The sequence below is a fragment of the Bradyrhizobium sp. 157 genome (assembly GCF_023073815.1).
Lineage (GTDB): Bacteria > Pseudomonadota > Alphaproteobacteria > Rhizobiales > Xanthobacteraceae > Bradyrhizobium.
The window spans coordinates 236,866-259,896 of record NZ_JADPKF010000073.1 but is presented as its reverse complement, the minus strand read 5'-3'; the positions used below and the strand labels follow the sequence as shown (position 1 = coordinate 259,896).

At 62.3% G+C, this 23,031-nt stretch carries 21 protein-coding genes; 10 read left to right on the top strand and 11 right to left on the bottom strand.

Annotated features, from left to right (window positions below; all coding sequences use genetic code 11):
* Positions 1-30 precede the first annotated feature (30 nt).
* On the bottom strand, positions 31-660 hold the full coding sequence (locus tag IVA95_RS17085; RefSeq protein ID WP_256470226.1) for a cation transporter: 630 nt from the start codon (positions 658-660) through the stop codon (positions 31-33).
* A 109-nt stretch (positions 661-769) separates the two neighbouring features.
* On the opposite strand from IVA95_RS17085, the gene IVA95_RS38800 reads away from it, so the two are divergent.
* The 3 genes from IVA95_RS38800 (at position 770) to IVA95_RS17075 (ending at position 3,110) form a co-directional block, all read left to right on the top strand.
* Positions 770-898: a hypothetical protein gene (locus tag IVA95_RS38800; RefSeq protein WP_256470215.1), complete on the top strand. Its 129-nt coding sequence runs from the start codon at positions 770-772 to the stop codon at positions 896-898.
* 437 nt (positions 899-1,335) lie between these two features.
* Complete coding sequence (locus tag IVA95_RS17080) at positions 1,336-2,409, top strand: FAD-dependent monooxygenase (RefSeq protein WP_346658018.1); 1,074 nt, start codon at positions 1,336-1,338, stop codon at positions 2,407-2,409.
* An 89-nt stretch (positions 2,410-2,498) separates the two neighbouring features.
* Positions 2,499-3,110 (top strand): class I SAM-dependent methyltransferase, encoded by a 612-nt coding sequence (locus IVA95_RS17075; RefSeq protein ID WP_247511520.1) that lies wholly within the window; start codon positions 2,499-2,501, stop codon positions 3,108-3,110.
* Positions 3,111-3,115: 5 nt separating this feature from the next.
* On the opposite strand, the gene IVA95_RS17070 is transcribed toward IVA95_RS17075, so the two are convergent.
* From IVA95_RS17070 to IVA95_RS17055, 4 genes are all read right to left on the bottom strand, one after another.
* The gene (locus IVA95_RS17070) at positions 3,116-5,224 is read right to left on the bottom strand and encodes a HAMP domain-containing methyl-accepting chemotaxis protein (RefSeq protein WP_247511519.1); all 2,109 of its coding nucleotides are present in this window, start codon (positions 5,222-5,224) and stop codon (positions 3,116-3,118) included.
* Positions 5,225-5,478: 254 nt separating this feature from the next.
* A complete protein-coding gene (locus IVA95_RS17065) occupies positions 5,479-6,228 on the bottom strand; it encodes a carbonic anhydrase family protein (RefSeq protein ID WP_247511518.1) in 750 nt (249 codons plus the stop codon).
* 44 nt (positions 6,229-6,272) lie between these two features.
* On the bottom strand, positions 6,273-7,502 hold the full coding sequence (locus IVA95_RS17060) for a biotin/lipoyl-binding protein (RefSeq protein WP_247511517.1): 1,230 nt from the start codon (positions 7,500-7,502) through the stop codon (positions 6,273-6,275).
* A complete protein-coding gene (locus IVA95_RS17055; protein WP_247511730.1) occupies positions 7,495-7,956 on the bottom strand; it encodes a hypothetical protein in 462 nt (153 codons plus the stop codon). The genes IVA95_RS17060 and IVA95_RS17055 overlap by 8 nt, the downstream gene beginning before the upstream one ends.
* Positions 7,957-8,394: 438 nt before the next feature.
* On the opposite strand from IVA95_RS17055, the gene IVA95_RS17050 reads away from it, so the two are divergent.
* From IVA95_RS17050 to IVA95_RS17040, 3 genes are all read left to right on the top strand, one after another.
* Entirely contained in the window at positions 8,395-9,498 is a 1,104-nt protein-coding gene (locus tag IVA95_RS17050) for a TRAP transporter substrate-binding protein (RefSeq protein ID WP_247511516.1), read from the top strand.
* 101 nt (positions 9,499-9,599) lie between these two features.
* Positions 9,600-10,163, top strand: coding sequence for a TRAP transporter small permease subunit (locus tag IVA95_RS17045; protein ID WP_247511515.1), 564 nt, complete (start codon positions 9,600-9,602; stop codon positions 10,161-10,163).
* Positions 10,160-11,584 carry a TRAP transporter large permease subunit gene (locus IVA95_RS17040; RefSeq protein ID WP_247511514.1) on the top strand — a complete coding sequence of 475 codons (1,425 nt, stop codon included), beginning with the start codon at positions 10,160-10,162 and terminating at the stop codon, positions 11,582-11,584. Before IVA95_RS17045 ends, IVA95_RS17040 begins: the two co-directional genes overlap by 4 nt.
* Before the next feature lie 101 nt (positions 11,585-11,685).
* On the opposite strand, the gene ppx is transcribed toward IVA95_RS17040, so the two are convergent.
* The 4 genes from ppx to IVA95_RS17020 form a co-directional block, all read right to left on the bottom strand.
* Entirely contained in the window at positions 11,686-13,188 is a 1,503-nt protein-coding gene (gene ppx, locus IVA95_RS17035) for an exopolyphosphatase (RefSeq protein WP_247511513.1), read from the bottom strand.
* 12 nt (positions 13,189-13,200) lie between these two features.
* Positions 13,201-15,399 carry an RNA degradosome polyphosphate kinase gene (locus IVA95_RS17030; RefSeq protein WP_247511512.1) on the bottom strand — a complete coding sequence of 733 codons (2,199 nt, stop codon included), beginning with the start codon at positions 15,397-15,399 and terminating at the stop codon, positions 13,201-13,203.
* 147 nt (positions 15,400-15,546) lie between these two features.
* A complete protein-coding gene (locus IVA95_RS17025) occupies positions 15,547-16,224 on the bottom strand; it encodes a DnaA/Hda family protein (RefSeq protein WP_247511511.1) in 678 nt (225 codons plus the stop codon).
* A 93-nt stretch (positions 16,225-16,317) separates the two neighbouring features.
* Positions 16,318-16,860, bottom strand: coding sequence for a CDP-alcohol phosphatidyltransferase family protein (locus IVA95_RS17020; RefSeq protein ID WP_028346428.1), 543 nt, complete (start codon positions 16,858-16,860; stop codon positions 16,318-16,320).
* 149 nt (positions 16,861-17,009) lie between these two features.
* Here IVA95_RS17020 and purM point away from each other — a divergent pair, with 149 nt between their 5' ends.
* The 3 genes from purM to IVA95_RS17005 all read left to right on the top strand — a co-directional run bounded on the left by purM (position 17,010) and on the right by IVA95_RS17005 (position 19,529).
* A complete protein-coding gene (purM, locus tag IVA95_RS17015) occupies positions 17,010-18,083 on the top strand; it encodes a phosphoribosylformylglycinamidine cyclo-ligase (protein ID WP_247511510.1) in 1,074 nt (357 codons plus the stop codon).
* The gene (gene purN / locus IVA95_RS17010) at positions 18,080-18,733 is read left to right on the top strand and encodes a phosphoribosylglycinamide formyltransferase (protein ID WP_247511509.1); all 654 of its coding nucleotides are present in this window, start codon (positions 18,080-18,082) and stop codon (positions 18,731-18,733) included. Before purM ends, purN begins: the two co-directional genes overlap by 4 nt.
* Positions 18,734-18,797: 64 nt before the next feature.
* Positions 18,798-19,529: a glutathione S-transferase family protein gene (locus IVA95_RS17005; protein ID WP_247511508.1), complete on the top strand. Its 732-nt coding sequence runs from the start codon at positions 18,798-18,800 to the stop codon at positions 19,527-19,529.
* 63 nt (positions 19,530-19,592) lie between these two features.
* On the opposite strand, the gene IVA95_RS17000 is transcribed toward IVA95_RS17005, so the two are convergent.
* Positions 19,593-19,796, bottom strand: a complete 204-nt coding sequence (locus IVA95_RS17000) for a cold-shock protein (protein ID WP_171580371.1) — start codon at positions 19,794-19,796, stop codon at positions 19,593-19,595.
* A 540-nt stretch (positions 19,797-20,336) separates the two neighbouring features.
* Between IVA95_RS17000 and IVA95_RS16995 the strand changes: the two genes are divergently transcribed.
* A complete protein-coding gene (locus IVA95_RS16995) occupies positions 20,337-21,296 on the top strand; it encodes an autotransporter outer membrane beta-barrel domain-containing protein (RefSeq protein ID WP_346658017.1) in 960 nt (319 codons plus the stop codon).
* 134 nt (positions 21,297-21,430) lie between these two features.
* Here the strand turns inward: IVA95_RS16995 and rnd are convergent, their stop codons facing one another.
* Complete coding sequence (gene rnd, locus IVA95_RS16990; RefSeq protein ID WP_213247652.1) at positions 21,431-22,579, bottom strand: ribonuclease D; 1,149 nt, start codon at positions 22,577-22,579, stop codon at positions 21,431-21,433.
* Between the last annotated feature and the right edge of the window lie 452 nt (positions 22,580-23,031).

Genomic DNA, 23,031 nt, shown 5'->3' with positions numbered 1-23,031 from the left:
CGAGCAGAACCGGAAAGGAGGCCAGTCAAACTAGACCAAGCGAGCTCTCAATTCGGTGGTCGACTGGCGCACCACCAAGAATGCGCCTTGAAGCGCAAGGCCGGCCATCGAAGCGGCGACAATCACATCCGGCCAGCCGGTCCCGGTGCCAAACACGCCGAGCGCAGCAAGCAGCACTGCGAGATTGCCGAGCACGTCATTCCGTGTACAAATCCAAGCCGAGCGCATGTTGGCATCGCCGTTGCGATAGGCCCATAAAAGTCCGAACGACACGATGTTCGCCGCAAGGGCCGCGACGCCGACCGCACCCATGGCGAAGGCACTTGGCAGCGTGCCATGCATAGCGTGCCAAATTACCATACCGATCACCCACAAGCCGAAGGCTCCCATGGTGACGCCTTTGGCAAGCGCTGCGGACGCGCGATAGCGAAGCGCCATACCCACAACGAAAAGGCTGATGGCATAGTTCGCTGCATCACCGAGGAAATCTAGCGCATCGGCCTGGAGCGAGGCCGATCCAGCCGCAAGACCTGCGCCGATCTCGGCGAGAAACATGACGGCATTGATGCCAAGAACCGCGCAAAGAACGCGGCGGTAAGTCGGATCACCGCGATTCTGGTCGAGATTCAGGGGCGGCGGTATGCAACAAGCGTCGGCCATATGGGCAAGATAGGAGTTAGGCCCCGGTGACACAATCACAGGAAGGGGTTGATCGAATTGCGACGGCGGAAAACTAACCTCGTGTCTCGCGGTACCGATGATCGGCGGCATGATCTCCTCGACATTGCTGGCGCTGATCGCGATCCCGGCGATCTACGCGCTGGTGAAGGGGGCGGGGCTTGGAAAGGTGTCTGTGACGAAAGCGGAGCCCGGACCAGCGAGAGCCAGTGTAATCTAGGCGCTGTTTGCAACCGGGTTGAGGTGATCTCCTGGAGGTAGGTTCCCACCCCAATTTGTGACGCCTTTCACCGTCGCCCAAGAAAAGATCAGATAAGCTTGGTTTGCCCGAAGCGACTTGCGCGGGGCGTATGTGTCCGTCGATCCGTTTTAGATCCCATTTGACATACTCCGTCCCAGGAGGAACAGATGTCAGATCTTGCAAGAAGTCATGCCGTAGTTATTGGCGCCGGCATGGCCGGCCTTACGGCCGCTCAGGCTATCTCCAGGCATTTCCGGAAAGTCACGATCATCGAGCGGGACGTGCTTCCCGCCGAGCCCGCGCCGCGAAGCGGAACGCCGCAGGCCCAACATGCCCATATGCTGCTCGCGGGCGGGCTGAAGGCCCTGCAGACCTTGTTTCCGGGATTTGAGAATGATCTGGCGGAAGCCGGCGCCGTGAAGATCCGCACCGGCAAGGATATCCGGTGGGAGCGCCCCGGGTTTGATCCTTTTCCGATCCGCGATCTCGGCTTCGACATTTTCAGCATGTCGCGTCCACTGCTCGAAGCCGTTACTCGAGGACGCGTTCTCGAAACCCTGAACATCGGCATTTGCATGCGCTCCCGCGTGACCAAGCTTATCGCATCGCACGATACGATGCGGGTCGAGGCGGTCCGCTATGAAAGCGAGGATGGTCCTGCTGTCACGGTGGAAGCCGACCTGGTTGTTGAAGCCTCCGGCCGCTGCGGCCTGACGCTGCAACTGCTCGAAGAGCTTTCTTTGCAGAAGCCCGAAGAAACCGAGATCGGCATTGATCAGGCGTATGCGAGCACCATTGTAGAGCGGCTCGATCACAATGCCGACTGGCTGGGCAATATCGTCCTGCCGTCCGCACCCACCAGCAGCCGCGGAGCGTTCTTGTTTCCGATCGAGAAACAGCAATGGTTGCTTTCCATCGGAGGTAATCACGGCGATGCGCCTCCGGGCGACCGCGCGGCATTCATGGATTTCGTCAAGAGCATGCGCACTCCGACAATCTATGACGCGATCAGGGACGCCCGACCGCTGACTGATATCGTCCGCTATCAGCTGCCTTGCAGCACGCGGCGGCATTTCGAGCGCCTTGAATCCTTCCCGGCAGGGCTGCTCGCGATAGGCGATGCCATCTGCCGCTTCAATCCGGTGTTCGGCCAGGGCATGAGCGTGGCAGCACAGGAAGCCGTGATCCTGGACCGCTTGCTGGCGGAAGGTGTTCCGATTGAGCGCCTGGCGCGCGACTTCTTTGCCGCCATCCAGGACACCATCGCGACTCCGTGGGCCGTTGCCGTCACCGATTTCGTCTACCCGGCCACGCGTGGCGTTCGCCCCGCCGACCTCGCCCAGCGCCTGCAATACGGTGCAGCCTTGACCAGGCTCGCCGCTGAGGATCCCGAGGTGCACCGGCTGACCGCGGAAGTCTCACAGCTACTCAAACCGCAGGCGGCGCTTCGTGAGCCAGCGCTCGCGGCGCGCGTGATGTCGCTGATATAACAGGCAACGCGGCGAGGCCGCAGTGGACTTGTTACCGTCATTGCCGCTCGGCTCGAAAAGTGACAGGTTGCGCCCGAAGGAAATGAGCAATGGGCTTCTACAACGATGTCATCTTGCCGAGGGTTTGCGATCTCGCGATGCGAAACAAGCAGCTTCGGCCGTATCGCGAGCGGGTGATCGGCGCGGCCGAAGGTCGCGTGCTTGAGATCGGGATCGGTTCGGGCCGGAACTTGCCGTTCTATCGGCCGCCGGTGAGGGAGCTCTTGGCGCTGGAGCCGGCCCCGAAACTCATCGCAATGGCCCGCGACGCTCTACATCCGGGTACGCCGGTCAACTTCATCGAAGCTTCGGCGGAGGCCATTCCGCTCGATGACCGCAGCGTTGATACCGTTGTGACGACCTGGACCTTGTGCAGCATTCCGGATGCCGCCATGGCGCTCACCGAAATGCGTCGCGTGCTTCGCCCTGGCGGCAAGCTTTTGTTCGTGGAGCACGGCATGGCGCCGGACAGGAATGTGAGGCGATGGCAGGACTGGCTGACGCCGGCCTGGAAATGCATCAGTGGCGGCTGTCACCTCAACCGACCCATCAGCACGATGATCGAAGCTGCGGGCTTCAGGATCGATCGGGTGGACACCGGCTATATGCCTGGACCCAAGGCGATGACTTTCATGTACGAAGGCAGCGCTCGACCCAACTAGCCAGGCTATGCCGCGCGCACCTGGCCAAGAAACGCGTCGACCTGCTCGCGCAATTGCTGCGACTGCCGCGACAGGTTGCCGGCGGCGGCCTCGACCTGGCTTGCCGCCGCGCCGGTTGCTACCGCGCCCTCGGTGACGCCGCCGACATTGGCGGACACTTCCTGGGTGCCGGCCGCGGCCTGTTGCACATTGCGCGCGATCTCCTGGGTCGCCGCGCCCTGTTGCTCGATGGCAGAGGCGATGGTTGTTGCGATCTCGCTGATTTCGCCGATGGTCTTGCCGATCGCCTCGATCGAGACGACGGATTTCTGCGTGGCTCCCTGGATCGCGGCAATCTGGGAGGCGATCTCCTCGGTGGCCTTCGAAGTTTGCTCGGCCAGGCTCTTCACCTCGGCCGCGACGACGGCAAAACCCCTGCCGCTGTCGCCGGCACGGGCCGCTTCGATGGTGGCATTGAGCGCGAGCAGATTGGTCTGCGAGGCGATGTTGTTGATCAGCTTGACGATGTCGCCGATCCGCTGCGCCATCGCTGCGAGGCCCTGAATCTCGGCGTTGGTTCCCTGCGCTTCCTGCACGGCCTTTGCCGCGATCGCCGCAGACTGGCTGACCTGCCGGCTGATCTCGGTGACGGAAGCGGACAGTTCCTCCGTGGCGGTAGCCACCGTCTGCACGTTGCTCGACGTTTCCTGCGCGCCCGACGCCACGGCCGAGGTCTTGTTGGTATTTTCGGTTGCGACCGCTGCCATCCTTTCGGCGGTGGCGCGCATTTCGACGATCGATGTCGCGACGGCATCGAGCACGCGGGTGGCGCTCTGGTCGAAACCTGAAGTCAACGTCTCCATCACCTGTTGACGTTGCTCTTTCTTCTGTTGTTCCGCTCGCTGTTCGGCAGCCAGTGCGTTCGCCCTGACGGCATTGTCGCGGAACACCGCGACCGATCGCGCCATCTCGCCAACTTCATCAGCCCGCGCCAGCGCAGGAACGTCGATCGCCAGATCGCCGCCGGCAAGGCGCTGCATGGCGGCCGTCATGGCGGTCAAGGGGCGGATCACGCGCCGGGACAGCACCCAGATCGACCCCATGCCGACAACGATACCGAGCAGCGTGACGAGGGCAACGAGGATGAGTTGAGTTCTTGCCGCCGCAGCCTTGGCGGCCGCGTGGAGGTTGGTGACTTCGACCGCGGCATCCTTGATCCGGACGATGGATTCCAGCGCAGGGTTCGACGCGTCATACCATTGCTGGACCGTCATCGGATAGCCGGCGCCCGCGATGCATGCCTTGTAGACCGTATCGGTTTGGACCCTGAAATTGCCGAGGAAGTTTTGCTCGGCCGCGGCAACGGCAGAGACAAGCGGCGACGCCGCACCGGCGGTTAGATCGCGTATCGTCTGCCAGTTCGACTGCACCTGCCCGCGCCAGTTGGCGATGTCGCGCTGCTGCTCAGCCGATAGCGCGCGGCCGGCCGAGATGTTGCCGGCATGAACGGCGCGCTCGCGGCCGGCATATTCGCGCATCAGAAACGCGCTCTGCTTGATCATCGTAAGCTCGCCGACAATGGCGTCTTCCCTGCTGATCTCGCGCGAGGCTATGGTCCAGAGCGATTGAATCCGGGTCAGGAAGTCCGAAACAGTGGGGTACCAGGACTTCAGCAATTCGGCATCGCGCTGCTCCTTCGCAGACTGAAGGGCGGAATCGGCGCTGCGGCGGAACTGCTTGACACGTTCATAGGCCTGCTCGATTTCGGCAATCAGCTTCTTGCCGTCAGGCGTCGCGGTGGCGGCAATCTGCCGGAGCGCCGGGGCCAGCGCGGCATCGCCTTGCGAACGGCGCTTCTGGATCACTTCGCCGGTCTGAGCATTTGCCGGGGCAGGCGCCTGCAGGGCCGTATTGGTCTGACCACGTTCAAGCTGAATGTTCTCCAATCCTTTGAGCAGGTGATCGGCGTTTGCATTCACCTCGGCAACGCGGACGGCGGCCATGTAGCTGCGCCAGGCATCTGCGCCGGTAATGGCGCAGGAGATCAGGACCAGCACCGCGAGCACCCCGACGATGACGGCGAGGGTGGTTTTGACGGTGAGCGTGCCCGAAAGGGCCTCGCGCTTCGAATGCATGGGGATACCTTCCGGCTGGCGGCCCCTTGATGATGGCCTCTCCGTTCCTACCAGCCGGCCGTTACCAAGCCGCTAATCCTGGTGCGCCGGGTTGCAGTACCAAGGCTCTGTTTCAAAAGCCTTTTCGACATTTTCTGATACTAGTGCGTACGCGCCTCACACTCCAAGTTGCAGGCGCGAGCGGGGGTGCCGAACTGCGGCGCGGGGATGAAATCTTGGGTTCTCAACCGCAAGCTCCAGACCTGCCGGAGCTCTCAAGCGAAGAACTCCACCGCGCCCGTCTCAAGGTTGTACATCGCGCCAGTCAACTTGATCCCGCCCTTTGCCTCGAGCTCCGCAAGTACGGAGCTGTCCTTTCGGATATCGGCAACGGTCATCTCAACGTTCTTTCGCGCGACAGCATCTACGAAGCCGTAGTTCTTCGCCGAGCGCTCGCCCGTATAGGCCGTCGCCTCTATCGCGGGTCTGATCTTGGCCAGCAATCCCGTCAGATTGCCCAACTCGGCATTGTCGATTGCGCCCTTGATGGCGCCGCATGCCGTGTGGCCCATTACAAGCACCACCTTGGCGCCTGCCAATTTGCACGCGAACTCCATGCTGCCGAGGATGTCAGCATTTTTGACGTTCCCCGCAACCCGACAGTTAAAAATGTCACCGATTCCAAGGTCCATGATGACCTCCGCCGGCGCGCGTGAATCAATGCATGTCAGCAACACGGCCGCGGGATATTGTCCCTTGGCACTCGCTTTTTGCTCGCGAAGGTAATGACGCTCCTTCCTCTCGCCCATGCGAAAACGCTTGTTCCCGTTCTTCATCGCCTGGACAATTTGCTCGGGTGTCATCTTGTCGCGCAGCTCCTTCGTGAGAGCGTCTGCGCGTGCCCGATCTGCAAGGAAGATGCTGCTTCCGCTCACTGCGATCGCCGTTGCACCGCCCGCCACCTTGAGAAAATTTCTGCGGCCCAGGCAATTGCAGTCGAGAGGATGTCCGGATTTCTGACGCATGTCGCTCTCCCTTTTAGGAATTGCATCGTCAAGAAGCACGAAGTCTAGTGTCCGCTCAGCACCAGCGTTTTGACTGGAAGCAGCAGCGCCTGGATACGCAACAGCATCGCGTGAACAATTCCGATGGCGTCGACCGCATGCAGCGCGAGACCCTTGAGTGCACCGACCTCCTTTGAGGCGATCCGATCATGGTTGCTGGTATAGGCGTTGACGATGCAACTGCTGCCGGGCGTCACGTCCGCAAGGCCGCCCTGGTAGATGGGCTCCAGGAAGGTGACAATGGTGCCGGGAGCCCGCACCTGCTGCGGGTCGATGAGTTGCTCGCCGCCCCGGAACTGCCCCGCCGCGATGTAATCCTGCACGCCCGTGACTACCAGTGGAATAATTGTCCATGGCTTCGATATGCACGTGGCCTCGGCGACCATCCCGACCTTCATGACCTGCGCCTCGATTTGTCCGAAGCCGGCGGAAAGCACCCGTCCTGCGTTGGCCGGGATGAGAACGCCGGCAGGCCGCATCACGGGATTGACCATATCTCCCGCGCGCAACGTGAACTGTTCCACGCGCCCATCGACTCCGGCGCGAATGGTGGTCCTGTCCAGATCCACTTGTGCCTCGGCCAGCGCCGCCTCGGCGCTCGCCTTCTCCGCCGGGAGCAGTGCGGTTACCCGCGTCATCGCGGATTGTTTCGCAGCCGTTGCCGAATCAAGCGTGCCCTGACGACCGGCGAGCAGCACCTCGAGCTTTTCGATGTCGCGCTGGGGGACGATACCGGGATTGCGCTTCTGCAGTTCGCGCTTGGTGTCGAGTTCATCCGACGCCTGCTGATAGGCGCCCTTGGCTTCCTGGATCTGTCCTTCCGCCTTGAGAATATCGGCCTGCGCGGCCGGGACTGCGGCATCGACTTCGGCAATTTTGCGCCGGGCCCTTTCTAGTGCGGCTTCCTGCTTGGAACTGTCCAGCTTGAAGATCACGTCGCCCTTCTTGACGGGCGCGCTGAATTCGAGGCGGACTTCCGACACCCGGCCGTTGATTTCCGGAACGATCGGAACGGACCTGTAGAACAGAGTCGCCGTCGTAGTGGAGGGATGAAAGTAAAAGATGAGCGTGATCAGAGCGACGGTCAGCATCAGACAGGTAATGATGCCCCATCTGAGTTCGAACCACACCGAGTAGAATGTGATCTCTTTTCCGAGGCGCTTTCCCTGCCCGTAGCGGCGATAAAGATAGTCCGGCAGGATCGTCAACATGGAGCAGAGCAGCAGCTCAAGCATGGCTCGGCACCTCGCTCTTGGCAGTGCCGGCTTTCGTCTTATCTTGCACTTCGGCGGTGACCGCGTGAGCGGTGGCTTCACGGGTCGGCTCGATCGCTTCGTCGTCCGGCGGAACGCCGGCGATTTTTTCCACCGATCCCGCGATCCGGCGCAGAGGGGTGCCGAAATCGGGCAAATCAATCATGGCAAGCAGCAGCGCTGCGATCCAGAAAAGGTGGATGTGCGTAAACAGCGCCAGCAAGCCCAAAACCGCCACGATCTCGAATTGCAGCTTTTGCGACTTGTGCGCCATCCGCTCCGGCAAGCTATGCAAACGAAGGTAAAGATTACCGACCATCAGAACGGCCGCGATCAGCACGATGCCGACGACGACCATCAGGATATCGGTGTCACCGGGAGCGGTGATGAAACCAGGCAGCTGATGGGGCGCATTTGGATGAAGTGAATTGTTCATGACGAACTCCAATTCGAATGTGGCCAGCCTGGCAGGCGGCAATCGGTTTCGCCAGATGGTTGCATATTTGCACAATGCTTGAAGTTGGCAAGGCTGAACTGGCCGGCCAAACCATGGCCCGCTGGTCTTCAAGGTTTTGGCTGCTTCGTGCGCCGACACCTCGTTCGAAGGGGGCGCAATTTGATGAGATCAGCTCCGCACGATCGAGCCGGCGCGGCCGACGAGCCGCGCCAGTTGCTTGAGGCGGCTACCGACGCGGTCGGCACACAAGGTTTGAGTTCGCGCGCAGCATGCCGGCTCTGCTGCGGCCAGAAAGCAAGATGACAACTTGAGGCGATGGTGGCAGAATGGTGGCAGACGTGGTTTCAAGCTTGGCGACAACAAGAAACGAAGAAAAGCGATCGCCAAGGTCACGTCGTCCAAGGGAGGAGATAACTCATGAAACGCTTGTTTCTGGGATTGATCGCCGTTGCCTTGATCGCTTCGGCGTTTGTCGGATCCACTACAGTCATGGCGCAGACGAAGGTGCTGAAGATGCAGGCCACATGGCCGGCGTCGCTCACGCTCTATGATAACTTCACCTACTTCGCCGAGCGGGTGAACAAACTATCGGCCGGCGCGCTGAAGATCGAGACGATGCCCGCCGGCCAAGTCGTGCCGGCGTTCGAGGTGCTGGATGCGACCCACAAGAAGGTGCTCGACGGAGCGCATGCGTGGGCCGGCTACTGGACCGGCAAGAACAAGACCGCGATCCTTTTCACCGGCGGTCCCGGCGGCACGTTCGGCATGGACTTCATGGACGTGATGGGCTGGCTCTATCACGGCGGCGGCCTCGAGCTGTACAACGAGTTCTATCAGAAGGAGCTCAAGCTCAACGTGATCGTGTTCCCCATCCTGCCCGCAGGGCCGCAGGCGTTCGGCTGGTTCAAGAAGCCGATCCAGACGGTCGAGGATATGAAGGGCATGAAATGCCGACAGACCGGCATGGCCGGCGAAGTGTGGCAGGCGCTCGGCTTCACGGTGGTCAACATGCCCGGCGGCGAAATCATTCCCTCCGCGCAGCGCGGCGTGATCGATTGCGCGGAATGGGTCGGCGGCATCGAGGACATGCAGCTCGGCTTCCACAACGTCTGGAAGTACCACTATTCGCCCGGCTTGCATGAGAACGTGACTGTCGGCGAAATCGTGATCAACGGCGATGTGTGGAAGGAGCTCAGCGCGCAGCATCAGGAGATCATCAAGTCGGCGGCCAACGAGACGTTCCTCGTCTGGTGGACCAAGTGGCAGCGCCAGAACGCCGATGCGCTGATCGAGATGCAGCAGAAGCACGGCGTACAGATCCTGCGCACGCCGACGGAGATCCTGCTGGCCTTCATCAAGAAGTGGGACGAGATCGCGGCGGCCGAGAGCGCCAGGAACCCGTTCTTCAAGAAGGTGCACGACTCGCAGAAGGCCTATGCTAGCGCCGTGGTGCCGTACAAGCGGTCCTATTTCCCGCCATACTCCTTCATGGCGAACTACTACTTCCCCGTCGAGAAATAGGACTTGGCCGAGGGCGGCCGGTTTCAGCCGCCCCCATTCACGCGCAGCCGGGCTGCGTCGCGCCGCAAGGCGCGCCGCACACGTCGGCGGTAGGGGGAGGGATGGCTGAGACAACTGACAGACAGTCGCCGGTGCTGCTGGCAGCAATCCGGGTCATCGACGGCTTCACCGACCGGACCGGCACGATCATCTCGTGGCTGGCGGTGCCGCTTGTTCTGGCCGTCGCCTACGAGGTTACAGCTCGCTATTTGTTCAACGCGCCGACCATTTGGGCTTACGACGCGACCTACATGCTCTACGGCTCGCTGTTCATGCTCGGCGCCGCTTACGCGCTGCACAAGGGCGCTCACATCCGCACCGACTTTTTCTGGGAGAAGTTCTCCATCCGCAGGAAGGGCTGGATCGACACGATCTCCTATATCGTCTTCTTCTTCCCGAGCCTGATCATGCTGTTGCTGATCAGCTGGAACGAGTTTCACTACTCCTTTCAGATCAACGAGACTTCGGACCAGACACCGTGGCGGCCGGTGCTGTGGCCGTTCAAGTTCGTCGTGCCGTTCGCCTGCCTCTTGCTGCTGATCCAGGGCGTGTCCGAGTTGATCAAGAGCATCTACATGGTGCGCACCGGCGTCGAGCTCGAGCACAAGGAGAAGGTCAAGGTATGACCGCAGAAGCGCTCATCGGCCTCATCATGCTTCTGGTCCTGCTTGGAGCGATCTTCATCGGCGTGCCGATCTCGTTCACGTTGCTGTTTCTGGCCTTTGCCTTCGGTTACGTGGGCATGGGCGCGACGGTCTTCGACCTTGCCTACTTCCAGACCATCGGCCTGATGAAGGAGGAACTGCTGGCCGCCGTGCCGCTGTTCATCTTCATGGGCTTCATCACCGAGCAGGCGGGGCTCATGGAGCGCCTGTTTACGGCATTCCGCATGCTGCTTGCGCCGGTGCGCGGCGCACTCTTCCTCGTCGTCATCCTGACTTCGACCGTGTTCGCGATGGCGACGGGCATCGTCGGAGCAGCCGTTACCGTTCTTGGCATCATGGCCTCGCCGATCATGACGAAGGCGGGTTATGACGCCAAGCTTTCAGCGGGCACCATCACTGCGGGCGGCACGCTAGGCATTCTCATTCCCCCGTCGGTCATGCTGATCGTGATGGGGCCGGTGCTCGGAGTTTCAGTCGCCGATCTCTATGCCGCAGCCTTCGGGCCCGGCTTCCTGCTGGCCGGCATGTACATCGCCTATCTGATGGGCCGCGCCTTCGTGAATCCCAAACTCGGGCCGCCGGTGCCAATGGACGAGCGGATCTACTCGGCTTGGTATATTGCGCGCGAGGTGATCATCGGCACGCTGCCCCTGCTCGGGCTTATCACGGCAACGCTCGGCTCGATCATCGGCGGTCTTGCGACGCCGACGGAGGCCGCCGGCATCGGCAGCGTCGGCGCACTGATCCTGTCCATCGCATATCGCAGGTTCTCGCTCAGTGGACTGCAGCGTGCGCTGATCTCGACGATGGCGACGTCGAGCATGGTCCTGCTACTGGCGGTCACGTCGAACATTTTCGGTGCGGTGTTCGCCCGCCTCGGCTCGGCGCACTGGATCACCGAGACGATGCTCGGCCTCCAGTTGCCGCCCAGCCTGATGTTGATTGTCGTGCTGTTGCTCATTTTCCTGTTGGGTTGGCCGTTTGAGTGGCCAGCCATCATTCTGGTGTTCCTGCCGATCTTCTACCCCATTGTGAAGGGCATGGGCATCGACCTCATATGGTTCGCAGCATTGGTTGCGGTGGTGCTGCAGACGGCCTTCCTGTCGCCGCCGGTCGCCATGTCAGCGTACTATCTCAGGCAGGTGGTCAAGGGCTGGAGTCTCGCGACGATCTACGCCGGCATGTTCCAGTTCATGATCCTGCAGGTGATCTGTGTTGGGCTGATGATCGCCTTCCCCGGCTTTGCGACCTGGTTCCCGCACACGCTGAACGAGGCATCCCGCAGTCAGGTCATCCCCGAGGAGTATAAGAAAATCCTGGAACAGCAGAAGCGGGCACCGGGCCTGGAAGACGAAGACTGGCTCACACCAAAAAAGAAGTAGCTGGGTCTTGTGCGTGCCGAGTGACGTCCGCGGCTCCGAAAGCAAGCTGTGGCGGAAAGGGCGACAAACGGAAAGCGCGTTGTGAACGCTGCTTTTCCGTTTTACTTCCGCACGATCGAGCCGGCGCGCCCGACGAGCCGCGCCAGTTGCTTGAAGCGGCTACCGACGCGGTCGGCGACGAGATCGACCATGCGATGCTCAAACACCAGCATCAACTTGCGGCCCTGGGTGCGGAAGTGCGTCGCGGGCAACACGCCGGTGCGCGCCGCCGATATCAGATGCGCGACGCGGAAGGCCGCGCCGAGAACGCGGGCCCGCTCGTCCATTGCCGACGGCACCAGGTCGCGGACGCGCTCCGGCGGCTCGTTCTCTTCGCTTAAGCCCGCGTAGCGATAGAACACCGACAGCGCGACGAAGGCGCGGCCCTGATGGCTGATCGAGCCGTAATTGCCGTTGGTGATCAGGCTCAGCGTTTCCTCGCCGCGGTGGTCGGGATGCACCCGCCAGCCGATGTCGGAAAGCAGACAGGCGGCATGGCGCAGGCGGCGGTCCTCCTCGGTTTCGCGCAGCTTCACAACCCTCACCAACCGATCGGTCCATGCGACCAGTTCCTCGGCGTGGCGTGCGGAGCGCGACAGCAATCCGTTCAGGGTTTGGGCTGCGCAGATGAATCCGTCCTTGGCGCGCTCCGGCGGCGGCAGCATCTCGTAGAGCAGGCCTTCGCGGACGCCGAAGGTGGAAAACACGATCGTCTTCGGCTGGCCGACGCGGATGATGTATTCGAGCACCAGTGCCGCATAGGTTAGGAGCGGACGCCGTGCATCCGCGACGATTTCGATATCGGCGAGCATGTTGGCGGCCACCAGCCGGCGCAGGCGGCGGGCGAAATCGAGCGCGTCGGCGGCAGGTACTGAATAGCCGTGCATCACGCGCAGCGGATATCCGCTCTGGACGATGTGAATACGCGCCAGCGCGCGCCAGGTGCCGCCGACCGCATAGAAAGTGCGGCCATGGCCAGCCTTGAGTTGCGCGACGTTGGACAGATCATCGCGAACGATGCGCTCGGCGCGTTTCAGGGATTTGTCCGAGAGATCCTGCAGCGCCAGGCTTCCCAACGGCAGCGTGACGCCGTTGCGGACCCGGTTTTTCTGTACGTCGATCAATTCGAGCGAACCGCCGCCGAGATCGCCGACGATGCCGTCGGGATTGTGGATGCCGGAGACGACGCCGAGCGCGGAAAGCTTTGCCTCGCGCGGACCGGACAGGATCTGAATCGGCGTGCCGCAGATGCGCTCGGCCTTGGTGATGAAGTCGGGACCGTTCTTGGCGTCGCGGCAGGCAGCGGTGGCGATGGCGAAGACGCGGCTCACCTGCTGGATGCGGCACAGCGCCCGGAAACGCCGCAGCGCGGTCAGCGCCTTGGTAACGGCGTCCTCCGCCAACAGGCCGGTGCTCTGCACCTCGCGGCCGAGTCCGCACAACGCCTTCTCGTTGAAGATGGTGACGAGACTGCGCGCCATCGTCTCATAGACGACGAGACGAACCGAGTTCGAACCGATATCGATGACTGCGACGCTGGAAGCGCGCTTACGCGGCCGCTTCACAGCCAAGACCCCTTATGATGATTGCTGACGCTCGGTACGGCGCGTGAGGCGGCGCGGCGAAGATTCCTTGAGAGACTTTCCACGGCCTGAGAGACTCGGATTCGTCATGAAATAGTTGTGCAGGTTGAAAGGCTCTTCGCCTTTCGCGGCCTTCATACGCGTTGATGATCCATCCGGCAACAATTGCCAGCTTTGCTCTGTATCCTTCAGATTCGCGACCATGATCTGTTCGAGAACCTGCTGATGTACCGTGGGATTTTGCAATGGACAGAGGACTTCGACGCGGCGGTCGAGGTTTCGCGGCATCATGTCGGCGGACGAGATATACACAGCCGCCTTCGGCCCGGGCAGACCTTGCCCCATACCAAAGCAGTAGATTCGGCCGTGCTCCAGGAAGCGGCCGATCACCGATTTGACGCGGATGTTGTCTGATAGCCCGGGCAGGCCGGGCCGCAGGCAACAGATGCCGCGCACCACCAGTTCGATCGACACGCCGGCCTGTGAGGCCTCGTAGAGCGCGTCGATGATGTCGGGGTCGACCAGTGAATTCATCTTCATCCAGATCGCGCCCGGCTTGCCGTGCCTTACGTGATTGGTCTCGCCCTTGATGTGTTCGATAATGCGCTTGCGTAGCGTCAACGGCGACACCGCCATCCGCTCGATGTCGCTCGGCTCGGCATAGCCGGTGATGTAGTTGAACACCCGCGCCGCATCGCGGCCGATGATCGGATCCGAGGTGAAGTAGGAAAGGTCGGTATAGATGCGCGCGGTGACCGGATGATAATTGCCGGTGCCGGTATGGACGTAGGTCGTCAGGCTACCGCCCTCGCGCCGCACCACCATCGACAGCTTGGCATGTGTCTTCAGTTCGAGAAAGCCGTACACCACCTGCACGCCGGCACGTTCGAGATCGCGCGCCCAGCGGATGTTGGCTTCCTCGTCGAACCGCGCCTTCAGCTCGATCAGCGCGGTCACCGATTTGCCGGCTTCCGCAGCCTCGGCGAGCGCACGCACGATCGGCGAATTGCTCGAGGTGCGGTAGAGCGTCTGCTTGATGGCGACGACGTCGGGGTCGCGGAGGGCTTGCTGCAGGAATTGCACGACGACGTCGAAGGATTCGTAAGGATGGTGGACGATCAGGTCCTTCTGCCGGATCGCGGCGAAGATGTCGCCGCCATGGTCGCGCACCCGCTCGGGATGGCGCGGCACATAGGGCGTGAATTCGAGGTCGGGCCGGTCGAGCCGAGTGAGCTGCGAGAGCTCGTTCATGGCCAGCACGCCGTCGACCAGAAATACTTCGTCGTCGGCCGCCGAAAGCGCCTGGCGCACGAAGCCGCACAGCGCTTCCGGCATCTTGGCTTCCATCTCGAGGCGGATCACCGAACCCCGCCGCCGCCGCTTCAGCGCGGTCTCGAACAGGCGAACCAGATCTTCGGCCTCTTCCTCGATTTCGAGTTCGGAGTCCCTGATAATGCGGAAGGCGCCCTGGCCCTTGACGGTGTAGCCGGGGAACAGCCGGCCGATGAACATCCCGGTGGCTTGCTCCAGCGGGATCAGGTGCACCGTGCCGTCCTTGGTCGCCGGCATCCGGATGAAGCGGTCGATCTTGCCGGGCATGCGGATCAGCGCGTTCATCGCCTTGCCGTCGGAAGTTCGCAGCAATTGCAGCGCGATGGTGAAGCCTAGGCTCGGGATGAACGGGAACGGGTGCGCGGGATCGATCGCCAGCGGCGTCAGCAGCGGGAAAATGTTGCGGAGAAAGTGATCCTCGAGCCAGCCGCGCTCCGCCTTGGTGAAGTCGTGACCATCGACGAGCCTGATGCCGGCATCCGACAGGGTGATGCGCAGATCGCGCCAGATCGCCTGCTGGTCGGAAGCGAGTTCCGAAACCGTCCTGTTGATGAGAGTGAGCTGCTCGGACGGCGTCAGGCCATCGGGGCTGCGTTCGGCGATGCCTTCACGGACCTGCGCCTTGATGCCGGCGACGCGAACCATGAAGAACTCATCAAGGTTATTGGCTGAAATCGACAGGAATCGCACCCGTTCCAGCAACGGATGGCCCAGATTCACCGATTCCTCGAGCACCCGGCGGTTGAAATGCAGCCAGGATAGTTCCCGGTTGATGAATCGCTCCGGGCTCGCGGCGATCGTGGGCGGAGCCTCGGCAATCGGTTCTTTTTCTTTTTGTTCAACAGCTTGTACCAATTCCATAAGGCTTTGATCCATCGCGAACGAGGCAGGGCCGACTTTAAGGGAATGCGGCCCCCAGCATGTGATACGCCGATGACGTTTCAATGACATTGATGTTCCGTGCAGAGCCGGCGTCAAGGCGGCAGGACGCAGCAGGAGCTGCCCCGATCAGGCGTTGCGCAAGAGTTCCGCGGCCAGCGCCCGGGTGACCGGCCGGCCGAGCCGCAGCGCCTCGGTATCGAGGAGGTCAACCGCCTGGCGAGCAGCGGCATAGGAGCGCTCGATCCGGGTGGCGAGGTAGCTCACGACCGTCTCGTCGATGCTCAATTGGCGGTCCGCGCAGAATTTGACGATCAGGCCACGAAACAAGAGATCATCCGGCGGCAATAGCGAGACGACGGGTGCGGCGCGCAGCCGCGACCGGAGATCACGCAGTTCGATCTCGAACGCCGCCGGTGGAACGCGTCCGGTGATCAGGACGAAGGCCCCGTCCTCGCGCGCCAGGTTCAGGAGGTGAAACAAGGCGCGTTCGTCGAAGTCCGCCAGCCTCAGATCCTCGACCACCAGCGCCCCGGTGGCGAGTGCGCCGGGGACGGCCGCAGCGTTAAGCGCGTGCGCCGAGATCGAGCGCGCGCCCGCCTGTTCGGCCCAGATGGCGGCGAGATGGCTCTTGCCGGAGCCCTCCGGCCCCGCCAGCAGCATGATGCGGTTCGGCCAGTCGGGCCAGCTTTCGATCAGCGAGAGTGCGGCTTCATTGGCCGGACCCTCGAGGAAATTGTCGCGCGTCAAGCTCTCCGCATGCGGCAGCGCAAAGGCAAGCTGACGAGGTTGAACGCGAACTGCCACGCAAATCTCCAGGCCGGGATCTTCAGGCCATCATAGCTTTTCGAGCGAAATCGGCACCGATTCGCGAAGCAACGCGTCAAATGAACGAAAAACTTAGCGCGCTTCGATCGTGCTCATGTGCCGCACCCACTCGACGAGATAGAGCGAGACGGAAACCAAAGTAAAGACCGTAACAAAACCCATCAGGATCACGTCATAGGGCGCCGGCTTGAAGTTGAAACCGAGCGACGCCAGCACCAGCGCCGCGAACGCCACCTGCGCCACTGTGTTGAGCTTCGACACCATCAGCGGCTTCATCGGGATCGGCTTGTCGAACAGCCATGACACGATCACGGCCGTGACGATCATGATGTCGCGCGACACCACGAGGATGACGAGCCAGCGCGGCACCGCACCCCAGATGCCGAGCGCCACGAAGATCGAAACCAAAAGCGCCTTGTCGGCAAGCGGGTCGAGCAGGGCGCCCAGTTCACTCGACATGTTGAAGCGCTTGGCGAGAAAGCCATCGACGGCGTCGCTGACCCCTGCAATGACGAAAATCGCGAAGGCGATTTCCATCTGGCTGGAAACGATCGCCCAGACGATGACTGGCACCAGGATGATGCGCCCCAGCGTAATGATATTTGGAATGCTCAACTCGGTCGCTTCCCGGCTCCCGGCCTAGATCCGGCCCCTGGCGGGTTTAGCCGGCTGTTATCTACATAGTATATGCGCCGAGCGCTTGCGAGCCATTGCAGGATCGTGGAATTCCTCGTAACCAGCCGTCATCATACTGGAATTTGGGCATGAACGACCGCAAAAACGGGCTGACCTACGCGGATTCGGGGGTCGATATCGATGCGGGCAACCGCCTGGTCGATCTCATCAAGCCGATGGTGCGCGCCACCGCCCGGGCCGGCGCCGATGCCGAAATCGGCGGTTTTGGCGGCCTATTCGACCTCAAAGCGGCGGGTTTCAAGGATCCGGTGCTGGTGGCGGCGACCGACGGCGTCGGCACCAAGGTCAAGATCGCAATCGAGACCGGCCTCCATGGCGGTATCGGCATCGACCTGGTGGCGATGTCGGTCAATGACCTCGTCGTGCAGGGCGCGGAACCGTTGTTCTTCCTCGACTATTTTGCCTGCGGCAAGTTGGACCCCGAGGCCGCGGCGGCCATCGTGGCCGGCGTCGCCGAGGGCTGCCGGGAGTCCGGCTGCGCCCTGATCGGCGGCGAGACCGCCGAGATGCCGGGGCTCTACAAGGATGGCGATTACGACCTCGCGGGCTTTGCGGTCGGGGCTGCCGAGCGCGGCACGCTCCTGCCGAGCGCGGACATTGCCGTGGGCGACGCCGCGATCGGACTGGCTTCGTCCGGCGTTCACTCCAACGGCTTTTCGCTGGTCCGCAAGATCGTCGCACAATCCCGCGTGGCTTTCGATGCGCCGGCGCCGTTCTCGCCGGTCATGACGCTGGGCGGCGCGCTGCTGGCGCCGACGCGGCTCTATGTGAAATCCTGCCTCCGCGCGATCCGCGAAACGGGCGCGATCAAGGGGCTTGCCCACATCACCGGCGGCGGCTTCACCGACAACATCCCACGCGTGCTGCCAAAGCACCTCGGCGTCGGGATCGATCTGGCGCGGCTGCCGGTGCTGCCGGTATTCAAGTGGCTGGCGGAGCAGGGCGGCATCGCCGAACTCGAATTGCTGCGCACCTTCAACTGCGGCATCGGCATGGTCGCCATCGTCAAGCCTGATGCTGTCGAGAAAGTGACGGAGATCCTGACTGAAAGCGGCGAGACCGTCGCCTTGCTCGGCGAAGTGATCCCGGCTGCGGGCGAACATCGCGTGGTCTACAACGGCCATCTCGATCTCGCGCAATGAAGCGCCGGGTCGCCATCCTGATCTCGGGGCGCGGGTCGAACATGGCCGCGCTGATCGATGCGGCGAAGGCTGCGGATTTTCCGGCCGAGATCGTCGCCGTCATTTCCAACCGGGCCGATGCGCCCGGGCTGGAGAAGGCAGCCGCGAGCGGCATTCCGACGAGGGTCATCGAGAGCAAGCCGTTCGGCAAGGATCGCGCGAGCTTCGAGGCGGTCCTGCAGCGGACGCTGGAGGAAGAAAATGTCGAGTTGATCTGCCTGGGCGGATTCATGCGGCTGTTCACCGCCGAGTTCGTGCAGCGCTGGTACGGAAAAATGCTCAACATCCATCCCTCGCTGCTGCCATCCTTTCCGGGTCTCGATCCGCACGGGCAGGCGTTGCAGGCCGGGGTCAAGATCTCGGGCGCAACCGTGCACTTCGTGATTCCCGAAACCGACGCCGGCCCGATCGTGATGCAGGGCGCGGTGACAGTGACCGACGACGATACGGCAGAGACGTTGGCGCAGCGTATTCTCGGCATCGAGCATCGCATCTACCCCGAAGCGCTGCGCTTGCTTGCGAGCGGAAAGCTTCGCCTCGAGGGCGACATCTGCAAGGTCGCCGACGGAGCCGACCGCGATAGCACCCTGATTTCGCCGCGGACGATCTGATATTATCCGCCGGTGTGCGCGAACGAGCGCGGCGACCGCGCTCCGCAAGATACATCGAGGTTCCATGATCACCCTCTATGGCTCCGGGCCCAATTTCGGCCTTCCCGACGCAAGCCCGTTCGTGACCAAGGCTGAGACCTTGCTGCGAATGTCGAAACTGCCGTTCAAAAAGGCGCTGATGAGCTTTTCGAAAGCGCCCAAGGGCAAGATTCCCTACATCGAGGACGACGGCCAGTTGCTCGGCGACTCCACGCTGATCCGCTGGCATCTCGAAAAGAAATACGGCATCGATTTCGATCAGGGCCTTAGCGCCGAGCAACTCGCCATCTCCTGGGCCTTCGAGAAGATGGCGGAAGACAATCTCTACTGGGCGAGCGTCTACTTCCGCTGGATGATTGAGGACAATTTCCGCAAAGGTCCCGTCAATTTCTTCAAGGCGGTGCCGGCGCCGGTCAGGCCGGTCGTCGTTTCGATGATCCGCCGCCGCCTGCGCAAGACGCTGCACGGCCAGGGAATCGGCCGTCACTCCGAGGACGAGATCACCGCGATCGGAATCCGCTCGATCGACGCGATGGCGGCCTATCTAGGCGACAAACCGTTCTTCATGGGCAGGGAGCCCGCCGGCATCGATGCCACGATGTTTGCCTTCGCGGTCAGCGCGATTTGTCCGCTGTTCGAGTCGGATTTGCAGCGGGCGGCCGCAAGCCATGCCAACTTACGGCGGTATGTCGGCCGAATGACCGCGCGATTCTATCCGGAACTCCGCGAGATCGCTGGCTGCGAGGCGGCGGCGTGAATTCCAGGGCAAGGCGCAAACAAATCCCCCGGCGATGCCGGGGGTAATCAGCGTGGACGAAGTCTAGGTGACCTTGAGGTTTTCCGCTGATGTCTTGCCGCGGTTTTCGACAAGGTCGTACTCGATGTGCTGGTTCTCGTTGAGAGTACTGAGTCCTGCACGCTCGACGGCCGAGATGTGGACGAACACGTCCTTCTCGCCGACTGCCGGCTTGATGAACCCATAACCCTTGGTGGGGTTGAACCACTTGACGGTGCCCTTGTGCATCGCCATCGCCTGTCTCCAAGTTTGGTCTAGATACAAAAAAGACGCGGCCACGTTTTCCACGTGCCACGCCACAAACGGGCTTCCCGGTAGCTGCTAGATTTCCTGCTCGCGAAACGCACAGTCGAACGGCCTGAATCCGATTGCGCTTGGGATTGCAACACGAAATTTGGACGTTCGCAAGGTTCTGGCGGGCTTCCGGAAATCGTTCTCGTGTCGCGGGGCTGTGGCAGCCGAACCACAACAGCGCGTATTCAGCAGCGCGCCGATTGACCGGTTGCACGAACTAGGGGCAAATCGTTACGGTTTATCGGCATTTGCGCATTTTTCGGGCTGGCGCTTTCGCCCTCTGGAATGGACTACATGCGCGGCTCACGGCGGCCTTCGCGAGCATGGACAATCGGAACCGGGCAGGCGCTTGCATGTCTGGCCGCGATTGCGTTCGCTGTCATCTCCGCCATGTCCGCCGCCCACGCGCAATCGCCGACGCCCACGCCCACCCCGACACCCACGCCTTCGCCGACGCCTAGCCCGACTCCGACCGTGATCAATTCGACGGTCTCATCGGGCGCGACACTGACCAATCTCGGCAGCAATTTCCTGGAAAGGCTGGGCAGCCAGTCGAACAATGGCTTCAACCGCCTGCAGCGGACCAATCCGGGCGGCGGCGGCGCCTCCGAGAGCACGGAAGCGCCGCGCTACCGGACCTGGTTCGAAGGCTACGGCAACTGGACCAAGAACGGCGCGGTCGGCGATTTCGTCGGCGACAGCAGAAGGACCTGGGGCGGCGTGGCCGGGATCGGCGCGCGGGTGGCGCCGGGCATCAATGTCGGCTTTTCGGTCGACCAGAGCCGCTCGGCAATCGACATTCCGCTGGCGCTGCAATCGGCCACCATCGACCTCACTCAGTTGGGCTTCACGGCCTCGGTCGACAGCGGGCCGTGGACCTGGGCCAGCGCGGTCGTGCATGGTTTCGGTAACATCAATTCGCGCCGGGACACGGGGCTCGGGATTGCGACCGCCGGATACAATGCGCGGCTCGACGGCGTGTTGAGCGAGATCAGCTATTACTGGTCCAAGGACCAGGGCCGCGTCGTGCCCAAGGCCGCATTCGAATATGTGCGCGCGCGGACCGGATCACTGCAGGAGATCGGCGGCCTCGATCCCGTGGCGGCAACAGGCGCCACCGTGCAGCGTGCGCGGCTGCTGATCGGCGCGGAGATCGGCCACTACTGGATCTTCGACGGCAAGATTTTCGACCTGTCGGGCTACGGCAAGTTCGTCGATAATGTCGTGCAGAATTTCTCCGACATCACCGTCACCCTCGGCGCCCAAAGCCTCACGCTGCAGGGCATCGGCGAGAGCCGGTATGGTGCCGATGCCGGCGCCTCGGCATCGCTGAGCCTGACCAATACCGCACGGCTCTACGTCAACTACGACGCCAAACTCCGCGCCGCGATGCAGTCGCATCAGGGCACCGTGGGGCTTGAGTTGAAGTGGTAGCCCAGTTCGTGTCCCGGACGCGGCGCAGCACGCAGTGATGCGCTGCAGAGCCGGGACCCATGGCTCGCGGCATATGGACCCCGGATCAGCAGCGCACCGCTTCGCGCTGCGCAGCATCCGGGGAGCGCGAGAGTCTACGCCCGGTCGACCCGGATAACTCGGCCTTTTTCTATCGCGAGCGCCAGCCGGCCGTGCTTCAGCGCCAGCGCCGCTTCGCCGAACAATTCGCGGCGCCAACCGTGTAATGCAGCGACGTCGGCATGGTCGTCGGCGGCGATCTGGTCGAGATCGTCGACGGTAGCGATCACCTTGCTGGCGACGGCGTGGCGTTCGGACGTCATCCGCAGCAGCACTTTCAGGAGCTCGACGGTCGCGGCGCCATTCGAACTGCCGCGCGGTTTTTCGATCTTTGGCAAGGTGGAGTGATCGCGGGCGAGGCCGCGCTGCACGGCGGCGATGATGTCGCTGCCCCATTTGGAGCGGTCAAAGCCTTTCGGTAGCGAGCGCAGGCTGGCGAGACGCTCCAGTGAGGTCGGCGCGTGGGTCGCGATGTCGCCGACTGCGTCGTCCTTCAGCACGCGTGAGCGCGGCACATCGCGGCTTTGCGCTTCCTGCTCGCGCCAGGCCGCGACTTCCATCAGCACCGCAAGCTCCTTCGGCTTGCGGACCCGGCTCTTGAGCCGCTCCCAGGCGCGCTCGGGGTGGAAATCGTAGGTCCTTGGCGAGGTCAGGACTTCCATCTCCTCGCTGACCCAGTCGCTGCGGCCGCGCTTCTTCAAATCGGTGTCGAGGGCGGCAAAGACGTCGCGCAAATGGGTGACGTCGGAGATCGCGTAATGCATCTGCTCCGGCGTCAGCGGCCGGCGCGACCAGTCGGTGAAACGGTGGGTTTTGTCCGGCCGGTGGCCGGTGACGCGCTCGACGAGCTGGTCATAGGCGATGCTGTCGCCATAGCCCAGCACCATCGCGGCCACTTGCGTATCGAAGATCGGATGCGGAATGGTGCCGGACTGGTGCCAGACGATCTCGATATCCTGGCGGGCGGCGTGGAATACTTTCAGCACCGCCTCGTTGCCCATCAGATCGAAGAACGGCTTGAGGTCGATGCCGGGCGCCAGCGTGTCGATCACGACGGCTTCGTCCGCGCTCGCCATCTGCACGACGCAGAGCAGGGGGTAGTACGTCGTCTCCCGCAGGAACTCGGTATCGACTGTGATGACCTTGTGTTGGGCGAGCCGGGAGCAGGCGGCGGCGAGGTCGGAAGTGGTGGTAATCAGATCCATGAACAATCCATGACGCGTCGGACAGGCGTTCTGCCGAAAACGCTGATATGTCAAGGGTGTCGCGGAGGATTTGAGCCTTGCATTTGAGCCTGAGCACGGCTTTTTTGCGTCGTCTTGAGGGCCGGCGACGCCCGGCAACGCATGCGGCACGGTTTTGATCGGTCGACCGGGCGGCGGCGCTGTGTAGGATGGGTGGAGCGAAAGCGATACCCATCATATCGGGGTGACGGTGATGAGTTTCGCCAAGCTCAACCAATCTACGTGATCACTCGTAGCGCACGTGCCGCGACCGCCGACGGCCCGACGGGATCGCGAGCACGACGAGGCAGAGCGCAATCATCACCAGTCCCACGAATTCGAAAGCAAAGGCGTCCACGGCAATTCTCCCCAGTAAGCCGTTAGAATTGCGGGGCGCGCGTTGAGCGTTTGTTAATTTGTTGAACCGTGCAGGG